Here is a 15646-nt window from a genome sequence, read left to right as displayed (position 1 = left end):
GGACGTTTCCGGCGCAGCGAGCCGATTGCGACTGGACAGACAGGCAGAAAAATAAGACGCTCCTGCCGTACAGCGGCAGATTCACCCTGCTTTGCCCTTATAAAAACAATCAGGCTGCTTAGAAGACAACGCATGCGCACCGCCCAATCATTGAAACGCATCAGTATTCTTGCCACCGAAGGGGTGTTCGGATCCACCCTCCTGCACGCCAAGGATTTCTTTCACATGGCCAGCTTGCGTTACGGCAAGCAGCTGGGGCTGGAACTGAAGCCTGCTTTCGAGACCCTGCTGGTCAGTCCCGACGGACAGCCCGTCACCACCTTCAGTGGCACCCTCATGGCCGTGGACGGCGCACTGGGTGAAGCGGATGCGGTCATTCTCCCTGCATTCTGGGGCGATTTCGATGGGCTCGGCCGTCGATATCCAGAGGTGACGCCCTGGCTACAGGAGCGCCACGCCGCCGGTAGCGCCATTTGTGGCGAAGCCACAGGGGCGTTCTGGATGGCTGCGGCCGGTTTGCTGGACGAACGCGAAGCCACCACCCACTGGCGCTTCGCGCGGGAATTCACCGAGCGCTTTCCGCGGGTCATCTTCACGCCCGAGAAGCATCTGACCGACAGCGACAACCTCTACTGCGCCGGCGGCACCACCTCAGCCTGCGACCTGTATATCCATCTGGTGGAGCGATTCTGCGGTGCGCACATCGCCCAGGGCATGGCACGGGACATCCTGTTCGAGGTTCAGCGTAGCTACAGCCCCGGCCGTATCGGCTTCGGCGGGCAGAAGCTTCATCTGGATACCCGCATTCTCCAGATTCAGGAGTGGCTGGAAGAGCATTTCGCCGACAAGTTCCGCTTCGAGGACGTGGCGAGGGATCACGGCATGAGCATCCGCAACTTCATGCGCCGGTTCCAGAGCGCCACCGGGGACAAACCACTGCATTACCTGCAGCGGCTGCGGATCGAAACCGCCAAAAGCCTGCTGTCTACCACTCGCAAGAGCATCAAGACTATCAGTTATGAAGTCGGCTATGACGATGCCAGCTTCTTTGCCCGGCTGTTCAGGCAGCACACCGAACTGTCGCCGAATCAGTATCGGCAGCAGTATCGGCATAAGAGCGGTTAGGGCTGGAAGCTGGAAGCTGGAAGCTGGAAGCTGGAAGCTGGAAGCTGGAAGCTGGAAGCTGGAAGCTGGAAGCTGGAAGCGTGGCCGCAGTCGCGATACTGACAAGCTTTTCGCTCTTGCTTCATGCCTCCAGCTTCAGGCTTCCAGCTGCATCTCTAGGGCTTATGCGGTCGCGCCAGGTACTCGTGGGACTGCATCTCGAGCAAACGACTCAGGGTTCGCTGAAACTCGAATTCGAGTCGCCCGCCGGCATACAGGTCCTTCAGTTCCACCTCGGCAGACAGGATCAGCTTGACGTTGCGGTCGTAGAATTCGTCCACCATGTTGATGAAGCGCCGTGCCATGTCGTCCTTGGCCACATCCATCCGCTCGATGTTGGAAACCAGCACCGCATCGAAGATCTTGCCCAGTTCGATGTAATCGTTCTGGCTGCGCGGGCCGTCACACAGCACCCGGAATTCGAACCAGGCGACACCGCAGGCAACCTTGCGCGCCACGATCTCACGGTTCTCGATCGTCAGGGCTTCGTTTTCCTGAACCTTGCATTTTTCCGGCAGCAGGCTGCGGAAGCTCTTCTCCAGGCTCTGCTCCGCCTCGGCATCAAGCGGGAAGTGATAGAGCTCGGCTTGTTCGAGCGCTCGCAGACGATAATCGATGCCGCTGTCGACGTTGACGATCTCGGTATGCTTTTTCAGCAACTCGATGGCAGGCAGGAAGCGAGCGCGTTGCAGGCCGTCCTTGTACAGGCCATCCGGCACGATGTTGGATGTGGCCACCAGACTGACACCGTTCTTGAACAGCTCTTCAAGCAGCGTTGCAAGGATCATCGCGTCGGTGATGTCCGACACGAAGAACTCGTCGAAACAGATCACCCTCGATTCGTCGGCGAATCGCTTGCCAATGATGGTCAGCGGGTTCTTCTCGCCCTTGAGCGTGCGCATTTCCTCGTGCACACGCTTCATGAAGCGGTGGAAATGCGTACGCGTCTTTTGTTCGAACGGCAATGCATCGAAAAAGGTATCGACCAGATAGGTCTTGCCGCGGCCAACGCCGCCCCAGAAATACAGCCCTTTCACAGGCTCCTGGTGCTTCTTGCCGAACAGCTTGCCCAGCAGTCCGGATTTCGTGCGGTCATCTGCCACCAGATCGTCATACAGACGCTGCAGGTGACGCACAGCAGTTTCCTGGGCAGCGTCGTGAAAGAAGTCAGGACGTTTCAGGTCTGCCTGATAGCGCTCAAGAGGGGTCATGGCGGGGTCTGGGTAGTGAAACGGGGCCGACACTTTAGCCGCGCCTTCAGTGCTTGGCAATTTAGGCAGATCGTTCAAGCGCTCGAGCCTCGGATGAATAGGGAGAACCTGGAGACAGCCGACCGCTTAGCGGTCGGCGAGCTCCGTCAGGATCAGGCGATTAATGTCGCCAAGGCCTGGCGCACACGCAGCATGGCCGCTTCGAGCGCCTGCTCATCGGCATGGCAGGGACTGTCGGCCAGGCATTCACCGTCCAGCCACAAGGTGAACTGGTTGTCTTCGTCGGCACGAAGCTCCAGGGCGTCGACTCCTTGCGCAATCAGGCGCTGGGTAACGATGCCAATGGCCTTGGGATCGCTGAATCCACGCGACAGGAGCAACTCCTCTCCGTCAGCCGCGAAGAATCGAAAGCGGAAACTGCCATCCGTCTCGCGGAAGCTGGCGAAACGAGCTGTCTTGCCTCCCTTCTTTTTGGCTGGGGCAGTGCTCTTCACGTCGCTGCGGAAGTTGCGCAGGCCTACAGCCTCGCGCAGCTCGCCGAGAAAGGGCGTCGCCACCTTGCGAGCCTTCGCTGCGCCGGCCTGGAGAATGTCTTCCAGCTCACCGGGACGGGTCATGAGAGCCTGATAGCGTTCACGCGCTTCGCCAAGCTCGCTGTCCAGCAGCTCGAACAGACGCTGCTTCGCCTCGCCCCAGGCAAGCCCATCCAGCAGTTCGGTACGGAAAGCTGCCAATTGGTCCGGAGTGGCGAATGCCTGGTAGAGAGTGAACAGATGCGAGTCGTCAGGATTCTTGGCTTCGCCTGGGAGCCGAGAATCCGTGACGATGCGCGCAATGGTGCTTTTAAGCTGCTTCGCACTGGCGAACAGCGGGATGGTGTTGTCGTAGCTCTTCGACATCTTGCGGCCATCGAGGCCTGGCAAGGTCGCCACGCTCTCTTCGATCACTGCCTCAGGGGGCGTGAACAGTTCCCTGCCGTTGCCAAACAGGTGGTTGAAGCGCTGGCCGATGTCGCGCGCCATTTCGACGTGCTGGATCTGATCACGGCCGACCGGCACCTTGTGGGCGTTGAACATGAGAATGTCCGCGGCCATCAGCACGGGATAACTGAACAGGCCCATGGTGATGCCGGCATCCGGGTCGTCGCCCTTCTCCAGATTCTTGTCCACGGATGCCTTGTAGGCATGCGCACGGTTGAGCAAGCCCTTGCCGGCTACGCAGGTCAATAGCCACGTCAGCTCGGGTATTTCAGGGATATCCGACTGGCGATAGAAGGTGACGCGCTCGGCATCCAGGCCGCACGCCAACCAAGTGGCCGCGATCTCCAGGCGCGACTGCTGAATGCGCTGCGGATCGTCACACTTGATCAGGGCGTGGTAGTCGGCAAGGAAATAGAAGGAATCGGCATCGGCTTCGCGGCTGGCCACAATGGCCGGTCGGATGGCTCCGGCATAATTGCCCAGATGCGGGGTGCCCGTAGTGGTGATACCGGTGAGAATTCGGGTTTTCATACAGTCGTCTCGATGGGTCAGCGCGGCCTGGCGAAACTAACCCAGCCGCGGCGAGACCAGGTCCTTGAGCTCCACCAGCTTGCCGTGGAAAAAGTGGCCGCATTCTGCCACTTTCAGCAGTTCGTGGGGGCGTTGAAGCTCGGCTGAGAAGCTGTGCACCGAGGCAGGATCTATCACCTCGTCATCGTCCGGCTGGATGATGGTGAGGGCGCAGCGCTCAGCCAGCGGTTGATCCGCCAGCCGCGATACAGCCGGCGCTACCATGAACAGCCGTTCCAGCGACTCACCACGAGCCTCGATACGGCCGGCCAGGGCGGCCGCGACGAAGCCACCGAACGAAAACCCAAGGAGGGTCAGCGGCAAATCCGGGTATCGTGCCCTCAGCCAACCCAGTGCCGCCTCGGCGTCATCGACTTCACCAGAGTTCATGTCATGGCTGCCTGCGCTGCCGCCCACACCGCGAAAATTGAAACGCAACGTGACATACCCGGCATCCCTCGCGGTGCGCTGCAACGTCGACACAACCTTGTTGAGCATGGTGCCGCCCTTGACCGGATTAGGGTGGCAGATCAGCGCCAGCCCGCGCGCATCGGGTTGATCGAAACAGAGGCCTTCCAGCACACCGGCCGGCCCCTCGATGGAAATGGGAGTTTCGCGTTTCAACAAAGTGGCTCCGTGACCTTGAGATAAGTCGACTCGTCTTGCTTTAAGCCTGGCTGAAACCGCCGCATCGCGCTGCGGTATACAGAGCAGGTACGAGACGTTAACGTATCAGGCCGTGGAAAAACCACCGCACCGGGTAATGCAGACCGGATTTCTGCCGCACCGCGGCGCGACAGTCAGGCTGACAGACCAATTGCACATGGCGATTTCACGGTTAGAACAGCACAGCCGTTTATTTAGAGGAAGGACTCGTGGAACAGACCCTCGCGACCTGGTTGCTCCCGATCGTTGGCGTGATTGCCGGCATCGCCATTGGTTATCTGATTGCCCGTAACAGCTCACCGAACAGCACACAGCGTCAGGTGGATGAGCTGCAGGAGCGCCTGGACACCTATCAAAGCGAAGTGGTTACCCATTTCAACACGACGGCAAGTCTGCTGCGCAAGCTGACCAACAGCTACAAGGACATGCAGGAGCACCTCTCCGAAGGCGCCGACAAGCTCGCGCTGGATGAGCAAACCCGGCAGCGTTTGCTTGCAGCGCTTCACGCCCAGGAAAGCCATAGCCCGCGCGAACGCCTCAACCCGCCCAGCTTCACAGAGCCGCCGAAGGATTACGCGCCAAAGGATTCGGACGTTCCCGGCACACTGCACGAAAACTTTGGTCTCAAGAGCAAGCACTAACCTGCTTTGGCGGCCCACTCAGGGCCGCCTTGGCGGCTAATGCTTCAGACGCATCGACAGGTCGATCGCCCGCACATGCTTGGTAAGGGCACCGATCGAAATATAGTCGACGCCAGTCGCGGCGACCTCTCGTAACGTCTGCTCGTCGATCCCGCCAGACGCCTCCAGTTTTGCTCGCCCGGCGGCGAGACCGACCGCAGTGCGCATTTCCTCCAGGCTTAATTCGTCAAGCATCACGATATCCGCGCCGGCCCTCAGCGCCTGCTCCAGCTCGTCGAGACTCTCGACCTCGACCTCCACCGGTTTTCCGGGTGCGATCCGGTGCGCGGCAGCCACCGCCTCGGCGATCCCGCCGCACGCTGCGATGTGGTTTTCCTTGATCAGAAATGCGTCGTACAGACCGATGCGATGGTTGTAGCAGCCTCCGCAGGTGGTCGCGTACTTCTGCGCCAGGCGCAATCCCGGAAGGGTCTTGCGGGTGTCGAGCAGGCGCACGCCTGTTCCCTCTACCAGATCGGCATAGTAGCGGCAGCGGGTAGCGACCCCGGACAAGGTCTGTAGAAAATTCAAAGCAGTGCGCTCACCAGTGAGCAAAGCACGCGCCGGCCCTTCGAGCTGGAACAGCACCTGATTGGCGGCAACCCGCTCACCATCAGTCACCAGCCAATGCACTGCTACTCTTGGGTCCAGCTGCCTGAACACGGCGTCGACCCAGGCGCTGCCGCTGACCACTGCCGCCTCGCGTGTGATGACCGAAGCATGAGCAAGCCGCTCCGCCGGAATCAGCTGCGCAGTGATATCACCACTGCCCACGTCTTCGGCCAGGGCCCGGCGTACGTTGGTTTCGATTTCAGCGGAAATGTCCGCAATAGTGAGGTTGGTCACGACGGGCTCCCTTGTAGTTCGGCGAGAGTATAAAGCCTGCCTTGAAGATGTCGCAGCGCTCGTCGTAACTGAGTCCACACCGTCACGATGGTATTCACATGCGGATTTCAGACCGCCTGTAGGATTAGTTCTGAGTATCTGTGAGCTGGATCATGTCCAACAAAAATCCGCGCGGGCTGACTGACAAAAAAGCCTATAATCGATTTGAAATTGACGCCACCGAAATGGCGGTTTGCCACTATTCACTAGCCGTTGCCCTACCCCATCAGCGGCATGCTACGTGTTGTTGAGCGCCCGAAGCAGGCGACCGGAGAGTCTCGATGCGAACCGATGCGAAAGTGGTGCACCTCAAGGCTGCCCCTGAGCAAAAACAGTCCACGCCGGCCGGCAGGCTACCTGTCGCGCTTATCAGCGTGCGCGACAAGGCTGCCCAACAGCTGCGCCTGGCACTGCAGACCCTGTTCGATAACGCCGACGACTCCCTGTTCGAAATCGCCGACCGCGCCACCAGCAACGCTGAACAGAACGCATTCTTCGAGGCCATGCGCGACCTGCGCATGAAGCGCCGCAGCATCGAGCGCGGCTTTTTGCAGCAGGTCTTCGAATCGTTTGCCAGGCTCAACCAGTACGAGATCGGCAAACCTGCGCAACAGGACGCCTCCTTTGAAAGCCTGGCCCTGGTGCAGAACGACGAGCTGGAAGAAACGGTTGCAGTCGACACCATGGTTGCCAAGGTCAAGAGTCGCGCCGCTCAACCGCTCAGCCACCTGACCACGCGCATGAACGCGATGGTCAGCAGAAAGCTCGACGACAAGTCCAACCCGCTCGGCCCGCAGCAACTCTGCGAGTCCTTTCTGGAGGCGTGCAGCACCCTAGGCGTTGACATCAAGGTCAAGCTGATCATCCTCAAGCTCTTCGAGCGCTATGTACTGGCAGACCTCGACCAACTCTATGCCGAGTCGAACCAGGCTCTGGTGGCCGCCGGCGTCTTGCCTGAACTGCAGTCCTCGCCACCCCGCCGCGCTCCGAACCGCCAGGGCGCACCGGGCACCAATTCGACCACGATGGGCTACAGCGGCCATGCTATGCATGCCGACGAAGAGAGCCTGCAGGAAGCATTCGGCGCCCTGCAGAGCCTGCTATCAGAGCTACGCGGAAGCGCCCTTCCTGCACGCAACACTCCCAGCGATGCCGTGCCGATAACCAGTAACGACCTGATGCGCCTGCTGTCGCACCTGCAGACACGGGCCCCGCTACGAGTCGAAGATTTAGACCTTCAGGGGCAGCTGGAGCAGCTACTTCATCGCATCAGTGCCAAAAGCGGCAAGTCACGTGTGGTCGGGGAAATGGACGAAGACGTCATCAACCTGGTCTCCATGCTGTTCGAGTTCATTCTCGATGACCGCACACTACCCGACTCCCTGAAAGCACTCATCGGCCGCCTGCAGATACCGGTGCTCAAGGTGGCCGTACTGGACAAGACCTTCTTCAGCCGTGGCAGCCATCCAGCCCGCCGGCTGCTCAACGAAATCGCGTCGGCAGCCATGGGCTGGGGTGACCAGGACGAAGCTCAGCGAGACACCCTCTATCAGAAGATCGAACAGGTCGTGGCGCGCCTGCTCAACGATTTCGTTGATGATCCCTCGATATTTTCCGAGCTGCTTGCCGACTTTCTCGCATTTACCGGCGACGAACGCCGCCGTAGCGAGCTTCTCGAACAGCGCACCCGGGACGCCGAGGAAGGCCGCGCCAAGGCCGAGATGGCACGCCAGAAGGTTGAGCACGCCCTGAATCAGCGCCTGCTGGGCAAAACGCTTCCAGAAGTAGTGGTACGCCTGCTACAGGAGGCCTGGAGCAAGGTGCTGCTGCTGACCTGCCTGAAGCATGACACCGAGTCCGAGCAATGGCAGTCCGCACTGGTCACCATGGATGACCTGATATGGAGCGTCGAGCCCCATGACGATCCAGCGTCCAGGGCCCGCCTGTTGCAGCTAGTGCCGAGCCTGCTAAGGAAGCTACGCGAAGGCCTGGTCAGCGCGGCTTTCGATCCGTTCTCCACGAGCCAATTCTTTACTCAGCTCGAAGCCCTGCATGTTCAGACGCTGGAACAGTACAAACGCCCCGTGACGGTGGCGCCGGGGGCTGCGCACAGCGACACTGAAACCGGCCCTGAACAGAAGCTGGTGCTGCCGCCACGCGAAGCGGCTGACGAGGAAGCCCCAGGCAAGTCCGCGATGGTCGAAGTCGTCGAGGAAATCGTTCTGCTGGCGCCCGGCGAGAGCCGTGAACAGGAGCCTGAGATCAATCTTGCCGATAACGACGAGGCACTGACTCAGGTTGACAACCTGCGAGTCGGCAGCTGGGTCGAATTTCAGGAAGACGAGGAACACAAGCTGCGCTGCAAGCTGGCGGCAGTTATCAAACCCACCGGCAAGTACATTTTCGTCAACCGCACCGGCATGAAAGTTCTGGAAAAGACCCGTATGGGGCTCGCCATCGAGTTTCGCCGCGGCGCAATTCGCCTGCTCAACGACGCGCTGCTGTTCGATCGCGCCCTGGAGTCGGTTATTGGCAACCTGCGCAGCCTGAAAAACAACGGCCGATAACGCCTCGATCAGCGAAACCACCGCTCACTCCCGCACCGGCTCTGCCCCGCTCCGTCCTGGCGGACACGCCCGGAACCGGCGGCGCTTGGCTTTTAGCGTCGCACCGCTAGAATGAATCCATTCTTTTCGAGGTGCGTATGCCCAGCCGCCTGAATCCTGAAGACCAGAAACGCGTTGACCAATACCTCAGCGCACCCCAGCACCAAGTCGAGCGCCGGCCTTTTCGTCCATGGCTGCTCCTGGTACTGGTACTGGCAGTCGTGATCGGCCTGGGACTGTTGAGCCGCCTCCTCAGCCGCCTGGTGCTATGAAGCCCAACCTCTTCAATCCGGTGCGCCTCCTGTATTCCCAGAAGCCTTATGAGTTCATGTCATGACACATCGCATCGTAATCGTCGGCGGCGGCGCCGGCGGCCTGGAGCTTGCTACCCGCCTGGGTAGAACCCTGGGCAGACGCGGCAAGGCCCGCGTCACGCTGATAGACGCCAATCTCACGCACATCTGGAAGCCCTTGCTGCACGAAGTCGCCGCGGGCTCGCTGAATTCATCAGCCGATGAGCTCAACTATGTTGCACAGGCCAAATGGAACCATTTCGAGTTCCAAATGGGCCGCATGAGCGCCCTTGAGCGCGAGCGCAAGTGCGTACACCTTGCCGCCTCGTTCGACGAGCACGGCGTCGAACTCGTACCCGCTCGCTTGCTTAGCTATGACACTCTGGTGATCTCGGTTGGCAGCATGACAAACGACTTCGGCACCAAGGGTGCGGCCGAACACTGCATATTTCTCGATACCCGCGCCCAGGCCGAGCGTTTTCACCGGGACCTGTTGAGCCACTACATGCGGGCACATGCCAGCGAAGGCCGACACAGCGTTATAGACATGGCAATCGTCGGGGCAGGCGCGACGGGCGTAGAACTTGCTGCAGAACTGCATCATGCCGCGCGTGAGCTGGCGGCCTACGGCCTGGACGGCATCAAGCCCGAAGATGTGCATATCACCTTGATAGAGGCAGGCCCAAGGGTACTACCGGCATTGCCGGAGCGAATCAGCCAGCCCGTCCACCAGACACTGAAAGATCTGGGTGTCACCGTGCTCACCGACGCAGCAGTCAGCGAAGTGACCGCCGAGGGCCTGCACACCAAAAACGGGCATTTTGTCCCAGCCAGCCTCAAGGTCTGGGCTGCAGGCATCAGGGCGCCCGCCTTTCTTCACGAGATCGACGGCCTGGAGACCAATCGCATCAACCAGCTGGTGGTGCGCCCAACGCTGCAAACCACACGCGACGACAATATCTTTGCCTTTGGGGACTGCGCAGCCTGCCCGCAGCCGGACAGCGATCGCAACGTCCCGCCACGCGCCCAGGCCGCCCATCAGCAGGCGTCGATGCTGGCCAAATCCATCGCCTTGCGCCTGCAAGGCAAGGAGCTACCCAGCTATCGCTACCGGGATTACGGCTCACTCATTTCGCTGTCGAGCTTTTCTGCTGTAGGCAACCTGATGGGCAATCTCACCGGCAACGTGATGCTGGAAGGCTGGCTGGCGCGAATGTTCTACATCTCGCTGTATCGGATGCACCAGATCGCACTGTACGGAATGGCCCGCACTGCGCTGATGATGATCGGCGACAAGCTCAGCACCAGCACCGTCCCACGCCTGAAGCTGCACTGACCGATGAGCATCGCCGGCGCCTTCATCTGGCAGCGCCGGCGCCTGCAACGGCCATGAGTAAAGAGCCGGCATTGCACCGAAACTCCCGCGGAGGGAGCGAATCCCAGACAATAAAAAAACCGGGAGATCCGCATGGGACCTCCCGGTTTTTTTGGGTCTCTAGCGAGACCGTTTGGTGGGTCGTGTAGGATTCGAACCTACGACCAATTGGTTAAAAGCCAACTGCTCTACCAACTGAGCTAACGACCCAAAATTGGTCGGGGTAGGGGGATTCGAACTCCCGACATCCTGCTCCCAAAGCAGGCGCGCTACCGGACTGCGCTATACCCCGATAGGAATTTGGCTCCGCGACCAGGACTCGAACCTGGGACCCAATGATTAACAGTCATTTGCTCTACCGACTGAGCTATCGCGGAACTGCAACTTCCAGCTCTTCAGGTGGCCTGCTTTACCGCTTTGCATTCCGCCCTTAGAGGCGCGCCATTTTACGGTTCTCGGCGCTGCTGTCAACACAAAAAATACGATTTACTACAATGTCTTGCACGATACCCGGGTTCCGCTGCGCTTGGCTTGCCATGGCACCGCTGGCACCGCTCCAGAGAGCAGTGCCAGCCCACCTCCTATCAGGCAAAAACGATTTCATCGCCCGCCACCTTGCCCGAGATGCTCCTTCCAGGCTCGAATTCGCCGGACAGTATCTGTTGCGCCAACGGGTTTTCGATCCAGCGCTGAATGGCTCGCTTCAGCGGCCGCGCGCCATAGACGGGGTCATAGCCAACCGCAACCAGCTTGTCCATCGCCTCGTCACTCAGCTCCAGGCTCAGCTCACGCTCGGCCAGGCGCTGACGCAAGCGACCAAGTTGTATCCGCGCAATGCCGGCAATCTGATCGCGAGCCAGCGGGTCGAATACCACAACCTCGTCGATACGGTTGATGAACTCGGGACGGAAGTGGCTGCTTACTGCATCCATCACCGCGGCACGCTGCGCATCGGGATCCCCCACCAGCTCCTGTATCTGGCTTGAGCCCAGATTCGATGTCATCACGATCACGGTGTTACGGAAGTCGACCGTCCGCCCATGGCTGTCCGTCAGACGCCCATCCTCCAGTACCTGCAGCAGGATGTTGAATACGTCAGGATGTGCCTTTTCGACCTCATCGAGCAGGACCACGGAATAAGGCTTGCGACGGACAGCCTCGGTCAGGTACCCGCCTTCCTCGTAACCGACGTAGCCCGGCGGAGCCCCGATCAGGCGAGCAACCGAATGCTTCTCCATGAATTCGGACATGTCGATGCGGATCATGGCCTCTTCCGTATCGAAGAGAAATTCTGCCAGTGCCTTGCACAGCTCGGTTTTGCCGACGCCAGTCGGGCCCAGGAACAGGAAGGAACCACTCGGACGATTCGGATCGGCCAACCCGGCGCGCGATCGACGCACTGCATTGGCGACCGATACGACCGCCTCGTGCTGTCCGATCACACGCTGGTGCAGCAGGTCTTCCATTTTAAGTAGCTTCTCGCGCTCGCCTTCGAGCATCTTGGACACTGGGATGCCGGTCCACTTCGAGACCACCTCGGCGATTTCCTCGTCGGTCACCTTGTTGCGCAATAGCTGGTTCTCGGTCTTGCCGTGCTGGTCGACCATCTGCAGGCTGCGCTCCAGATCGGGAATGATGCCGTACTGCAACTCGGCCATCCGCGACAGATCGCCCTTACGACGAGCAGCCTCCAAGTCGGCCTTGGCCTGCTCGATCCGCTGCTGCATCTGAGCCGACCCCTGCACTTCGGCCTTTTCGGACTTCCAGATTTCCTCAAGGTCGGCGTATTCGCGCTCCAGCTTGACAATTTCTTCGTCCAGCTTGGCCAAGCGCTTCCTGGTTGCGTCATCGTCTTCGTTCTTCAACGCCTCCCGCTCGATCTTCAGCTGAATCAGGCGCCTATCGAGACGATCCAGCTCTTCCGGCTTGGAGTCGATCTCCATCCGGATTCGACTGGCCGCTTCGTCGATCAGGTCGATCGCCTTGTCGGGCAATTGGCGGTCGGTGATGTAACGATGAGACAGCTTGGCCGCCGCGATGATTGCGCCATCGGTGATCGAAACGCCGTGGTGCACTTCGTAGCGCTCCTTGAGGCCGCGAAGGATGGCAATGGTGTCTTCCTCGCTAGGCTCATCCACCTGCACCCTCTGAAAGCGCCGCTCAAGGGCGGCGTCCTTTTCGATGTACTGGCGGTACTCATCCAGGGTTGTGGCGCCGACACAATGCAGCTCGCCACGCGCCAATGCCGGCTTGAGCATGTTGCCGGCATCCATGGCGCCTTCGGCCTTGCCGGCGCCGACCATGGTGTGCAATTCGTCGATGAAGAGTATGACGCGGCCCTCCTGCTTGCCGAGCTCATTGAGCACCGCCTTGAGCCGCTCTTCGAACTCGCCGCGGAACTTCGCGCCAGCAATCAGCGATCCCATGTCCAGCGCGAGCAGGCGTTTGTCCTTGAGTCCGTCCGGCACTTCGCCATTGACGATGCGCTGGGCAAGCCCTTCGACGATAGCGGTCTTGCCCACACCAGGCTCACCGATGAGTACCGGGTTATTCTTGGTGCGCCGTTGCAGCACCTGTATGGTCCGGCGGATCTCGTCGTCGCGACCGATCACTGGGTCGAGCTTGCCGTCCTCGGCGCGCTTGGTCATGTCTACGGTGTACTTGTCCAGCGCTTGGCGCGATTCCTCGGCATTGGGATCATTGACTGCGTCGCCGCCGCGCAGATTGCTGATGGCGTTTTCCAGCGCCTTCTTGCTCACCCCCTGCGCCAGCAGCAGCTTGCCCAGACGGGTATTGCTGTCCAGCGCGGCGAGCAATACCAGCTCGCTGGAGATGTACTGGTCACCCTTCTGCTGCGCCAGCCGGTCGGCCTGGTTGAGCAGGCGAGCCAGGTCCTGCGACATGTTCATGTCGCCAGTGGGGTTCTGCAGCTTGGGCAGCTGGTCCAGTTCCTTGGTCAGCGCCTGGCGCAAGCCATTGATGTCAAAGCCGACCTGCATAAGCAGCGGCCTGATCGACCCACCCTGCTGATCGAGCAGCGCCTGCATCAGATGCAACGGCTCGATGGAGGGATGATCAAGACCAACGGCGACGGATTGGGCATCGGAGAGCGCAAGCTGAAGCTTGCTGGTAAGACGATCGATACGCATGTAATCACCTTTCTAGTAAGGCAGGCCGGCGCGCACAATCGCACCTCGAACGAAGCCTGCGAGATGAAACATAGATAAGGCTGTTTGTTGGATATTCAAGCAGGATCGCATTGATCCAGGTCATCTCCGTACCCGGCCGCACGGCAGCGCGTCAGGAACCGCAGAAGTGTTCAGGCAAGCCAGATCAGGCTGGCAAAGCGCCCAGTGCTCGGAGCACGGCGGTAGGAGTAGAAGCGGGGATCGTTGAAGGTACAGAATCCACCACCAGAGACGGCCGTGACCCCGCATGCAGCGAGGCGGATACGGGCCAGGTGGTAAATATCCGCCATGTAGCGGCCGGCGTTGCGACTGGGAATGAAGGCAGCGGTCGCGGCCCCATGCTGTGATACGAACGCCTCGCGCACCTCCCCGCCGACTTCGAAGGCGTCGGGACCGATTGCAGGTCCCAGCCAGGCCATCAGCTCGTTCCCTGGGACGCCCATGGCCGCCACGGTAGCTTCCAGCATCCCCGCTGACAGCCCGCGCCACCCGGCATGCGCAGCGGCCACACGGGTTCCCGCCAGATCGCAAAACAGCACAGGAAGACAATCTGCGGTCAGCACCGCACAGGCGACGCCTGATGCATCCGTCCAGCTGGCGTCTGCGACGGGACAGTGTTGCGGGTCGGCCTTTACCGCACGATTGGAATGCACCTGTTTCATCCAGGCCGGCTGACACCCGAGCGCCCGTTCCAGCTGCTGTCTATTCGCCACTACCGCAGCCGCGGTGTCGCCGACATGATCACCCAGATTGAAGCTATCAAAGGGAGGCGTACTTTCACCGCTGCTGCGCGTGGTGACGCAGGCCTTGACCCATGAGGGCGCCGGCCAGTCGGGAATAAGCCAATCGTCAGGCCAGTCGCTCACCCGACGAATGCCTCGCGGTCCTGCTGCAACAAGGTCAGCAGCCAGACGAAATCGTCCGGCAATGGCGATTCCCATTTAAGGCGCTCACCAGTCAACGGGTGATCCAGCTCCAGGAAACGTGCGTGCAGAGCCTGGCGAGGGAAGTCGCGCAGGGTTTGCACCATTGTCGGATTCGCTGCGGGCGGAATGCGGAACCGTCCGCTATAGAGCGGATCACCCACCAGCGGGTAGCCAAGATGCGTCATGTGCACACGAATCTGGTGCGTGCGACCGGTCTCAAGCTTGACTCGCACATGCGTATGCGAACGGAAGCGCTCGAGCACCCGGTAATGACTGACGGCAGGCTTGCCGCTTTCGACGACAGCCATGCGCTGGCGCTGCTGGCCATGCCGGCCGATCGGCGCATCTACCGTGCCGCCGGTAATGATCACGCCGATGACGATGGCCTCGTAGATCCGGCTGACGCTGCGTGCCTGCAATTGTTCGACCAGACGCGTTTGCGCCTGCAGCGTCTTGGCCACCACCATCAGCCCGGTGGTGTCCTTGTCCAGCCTGTGCACGATACCCGCACGCGGCACGTTGATCAGATCAGGAACATGATGCAAAAGAGCGTTGAGCAACGTGCCGTCGGCATGGCCAGCGGCGGGATGCACCACCAAGCCGGCGGGCTTGTTCAGCACGAGGATGTGGTCATCTTCGAACACGATGTCCAGCGGTATATCCTGCGCTACCCATTCGCCCTGGGCCTGCTGCTCCGCAGAGAGCTCCAGAATGGCGCCGGCATGTACAGTATCGCGCGGCCGCAACGAGGCGCCGTCGACAGTAAGCTGGCCATCCTTGATCCACGCAGCCAGGCGCGAGCGGGAATGTTCGGAAAACAGCTGCGCCGCAACCTGATCGAGGCGCTGCCCGCCGAGATCGAACGGCACCTCAGCGCGTAGTTGGATGGCCTGCGTTGAGATTGTCGACATAGATTGAGAGCACTTCAAAGTAGAGAAAGGAGGCTTGGGGTCATGACGTGACCAAAACGAGCCCTTGCGCCGAAAGCCCGCCTGGCCGCGCTCGCAGGTTGTGTCAATGCACAATCGCAACCGGATCAACGGCGTCCAGCAATCGCAAGCGTGATCCGCCAGGGGTTAGCCTTTTGGTTTCGTCATCAGGC

At 60.4% G+C, this 15646-nt stretch carries 12 protein-coding genes and 3 tRNA genes; 5 read left to right on the top strand and 10 right to left on the bottom strand.

Going from position 1 to position 15646, the window contains the following annotated elements; genetic code table 11:
- Positions 1–132 precede the first annotated feature (132 nt).
- Positions 133–1125: a GlxA family transcriptional regulator gene (locus AC4LFW_RS00585; protein WP_491816894.1), complete on the top strand. Its 993-nt coding sequence runs from the start codon at positions 133–135 to the stop codon at positions 1123–1125.
- 155 nt (positions 1126–1280) lie between these two features.
- Here AC4LFW_RS00585 and zapE read toward each other — a convergent pair whose 3' ends face one another.
- The 3 genes from zapE to AC4LFW_RS00570 form a co-directional block, all read right to left on the bottom strand.
- Positions 1281–2375, bottom strand: coding sequence for a cell division protein ZapE (zapE, locus tag AC4LFW_RS00580; protein ID WP_491816893.1), 1095 nt, complete (start codon positions 2373–2375; stop codon positions 1281–1283).
- A gap of 152 nt (positions 2376–2527) precedes the next feature.
- The gene (locus AC4LFW_RS00575; protein WP_491816892.1) at positions 2528–3886 is read right to left on the bottom strand and encodes a tryptophan--tRNA ligase; all 1359 of its coding nucleotides are present in this window, start codon (positions 3884–3886) and stop codon (positions 2528–2530) included.
- Positions 3887–3922: 36 nt separating this feature from the next.
- Positions 3923–4552 carry an alpha/beta hydrolase gene (locus AC4LFW_RS00570; protein WP_491816891.1) on the bottom strand — a complete coding sequence of 210 codons (630 nt, stop codon included), beginning with the start codon at positions 4550–4552 and terminating at the stop codon, positions 3923–3925.
- Positions 4553–4800: 248 nt separating this feature from the next.
- On the opposite strand from AC4LFW_RS00570, the gene AC4LFW_RS00565 reads away from it, so the two are divergent.
- Positions 4801–5232 (top strand): Z-ring associated ZapG family protein, encoded by a 432-nt coding sequence (locus tag AC4LFW_RS00565; RefSeq protein WP_491816890.1) that lies wholly within the window; start codon positions 4801–4803, stop codon positions 5230–5232.
- A 36-nt stretch (positions 5233–5268) separates the two neighbouring features.
- Here the strand turns inward: AC4LFW_RS00565 and nadC are convergent, their stop codons facing one another.
- A complete protein-coding gene (gene nadC / locus AC4LFW_RS00560) occupies positions 5269–6117 on the bottom strand; it encodes a carboxylating nicotinate-nucleotide diphosphorylase (RefSeq protein ID WP_491816889.1) in 849 nt (282 codons plus the stop codon).
- Positions 6118–6437: 320 nt separating this feature from the next.
- On the opposite strand from nadC, the gene AC4LFW_RS00555 reads away from it, so the two are divergent.
- The 3 genes from AC4LFW_RS00555 to AC4LFW_RS00545 all read left to right on the top strand — a co-directional run bounded on the left by AC4LFW_RS00555 (position 6438) and on the right by AC4LFW_RS00545 (position 10391).
- Positions 6438–8723 (top strand): DUF1631 domain-containing protein, encoded by a 2286-nt coding sequence (locus AC4LFW_RS00555; protein ID WP_491816888.1) that lies wholly within the window; start codon positions 6438–6440, stop codon positions 8721–8723.
- Positions 8724–8860: 137 nt separating this feature from the next.
- A complete protein-coding gene (locus tag AC4LFW_RS00550) occupies positions 8861–9034 on the top strand; it encodes a DUF3094 family protein (protein ID WP_491816887.1) in 174 nt (57 codons plus the stop codon).
- 61 nt (positions 9035–9095) lie between these two features.
- Complete coding sequence (locus AC4LFW_RS00545) at positions 9096–10391, top strand: NAD(P)/FAD-dependent oxidoreductase (RefSeq protein ID WP_491816886.1); 1296 nt, start codon at positions 9096–9098, stop codon at positions 10389–10391.
- Between the two features lie 173 nt (positions 10392–10564).
- Here AC4LFW_RS00545 and AC4LFW_RS00540 read toward each other — a convergent pair.
- The 6 genes from AC4LFW_RS00540 to rluD form a co-directional block, all read right to left on the bottom strand.
- Positions 10565–10640: transfer RNA gene (locus AC4LFW_RS00540), tRNA-Lys, on the bottom strand.
- A gap of 5 nt (positions 10641–10645) precedes the next feature.
- A tRNA-Pro gene (locus AC4LFW_RS00535) sits at positions 10646–10722 on the bottom strand.
- 9 nt (positions 10723–10731) lie between these two features.
- Positions 10732–10807, bottom strand: a tRNA-Asn gene (locus tag AC4LFW_RS00530).
- A gap of 207 nt (positions 10808–11014) precedes the next feature.
- A complete protein-coding gene (clpB, locus tag AC4LFW_RS00525; protein WP_491816885.1) occupies positions 11015–13579 on the bottom strand; it encodes an ATP-dependent chaperone ClpB in 2565 nt (854 codons plus the stop codon).
- Between the two features lie 170 nt (positions 13580–13749).
- A complete protein-coding gene (gene pgeF, locus AC4LFW_RS00520; protein WP_491816884.1) occupies positions 13750–14484 on the bottom strand; it encodes a peptidoglycan editing factor PgeF in 735 nt (244 codons plus the stop codon).
- Entirely contained in the window at positions 14481–15455 is a 975-nt protein-coding gene (gene rluD, locus AC4LFW_RS00515) for a 23S rRNA pseudouridine(1911/1915/1917) synthase RluD (RefSeq protein ID WP_491816883.1), read from the bottom strand. The genes pgeF and rluD overlap by 4 nt, the downstream gene beginning before the upstream one ends.
- Positions 15456–15646 lie beyond the last annotated feature (191 nt).

The organism is Stutzerimonas sp. C6.4V, assembly GCF_058536345.1.
The sequence above is the reverse complement of the archived record's forward strand: the minus strand, read 5'-3'. Positions and strand labels throughout refer to the sequence as shown.

Excerpts from the sequence above, each read along its gene's own strand:
- AC4LFW_RS00585 (WP_491816894.1), top strand. The coding sequence starts at position 133 with ATGCGCACCGCCCAATCATTGAAACGCATCAGTATTCTTGCCACCGAA.
- zapE (WP_491816893.1), bottom strand. The coding sequence starts at position 2,375 with ATGACCCCTCTTGAGCGCTATCAGGCAGACCTGAAACGTCCTGACTTC.
- AC4LFW_RS00575 (WP_491816892.1), bottom strand. The coding sequence starts at position 3,886 with ATGAAAACCCGAATTCTCACCGGTATCACCACTACGGGCACCCCGCAT.
- AC4LFW_RS00555 (WP_491816888.1), top strand. The coding sequence starts at position 6,438 with ATGCGAACCGATGCGAAAGTGGTGCACCTCAAGGCTGCCCCTGAGCAA.
- AC4LFW_RS00550 (WP_491816887.1), top strand. The coding sequence starts at position 8,861 with ATGCCCAGCCGCCTGAATCCTGAAGACCAGAAACGCGTTGACCAATAC.
- AC4LFW_RS00545 (WP_491816886.1), top strand. The coding sequence starts at position 9,096 with ATGACACATCGCATCGTAATCGTCGGCGGCGGCGCCGGCGGCCTGGAG.
- clpB (WP_491816885.1), bottom strand. The coding sequence starts at position 13,579 with ATGCGTATCGATCGTCTTACCAGCAAGCTTCAGCTTGCGCTCTCCGAT.
- rluD (WP_491816883.1), bottom strand. The coding sequence starts at position 15,455 with ATGTCGACAATCTCAACGCAGGCCATCCAACTACGCGCTGAGGTGCCG.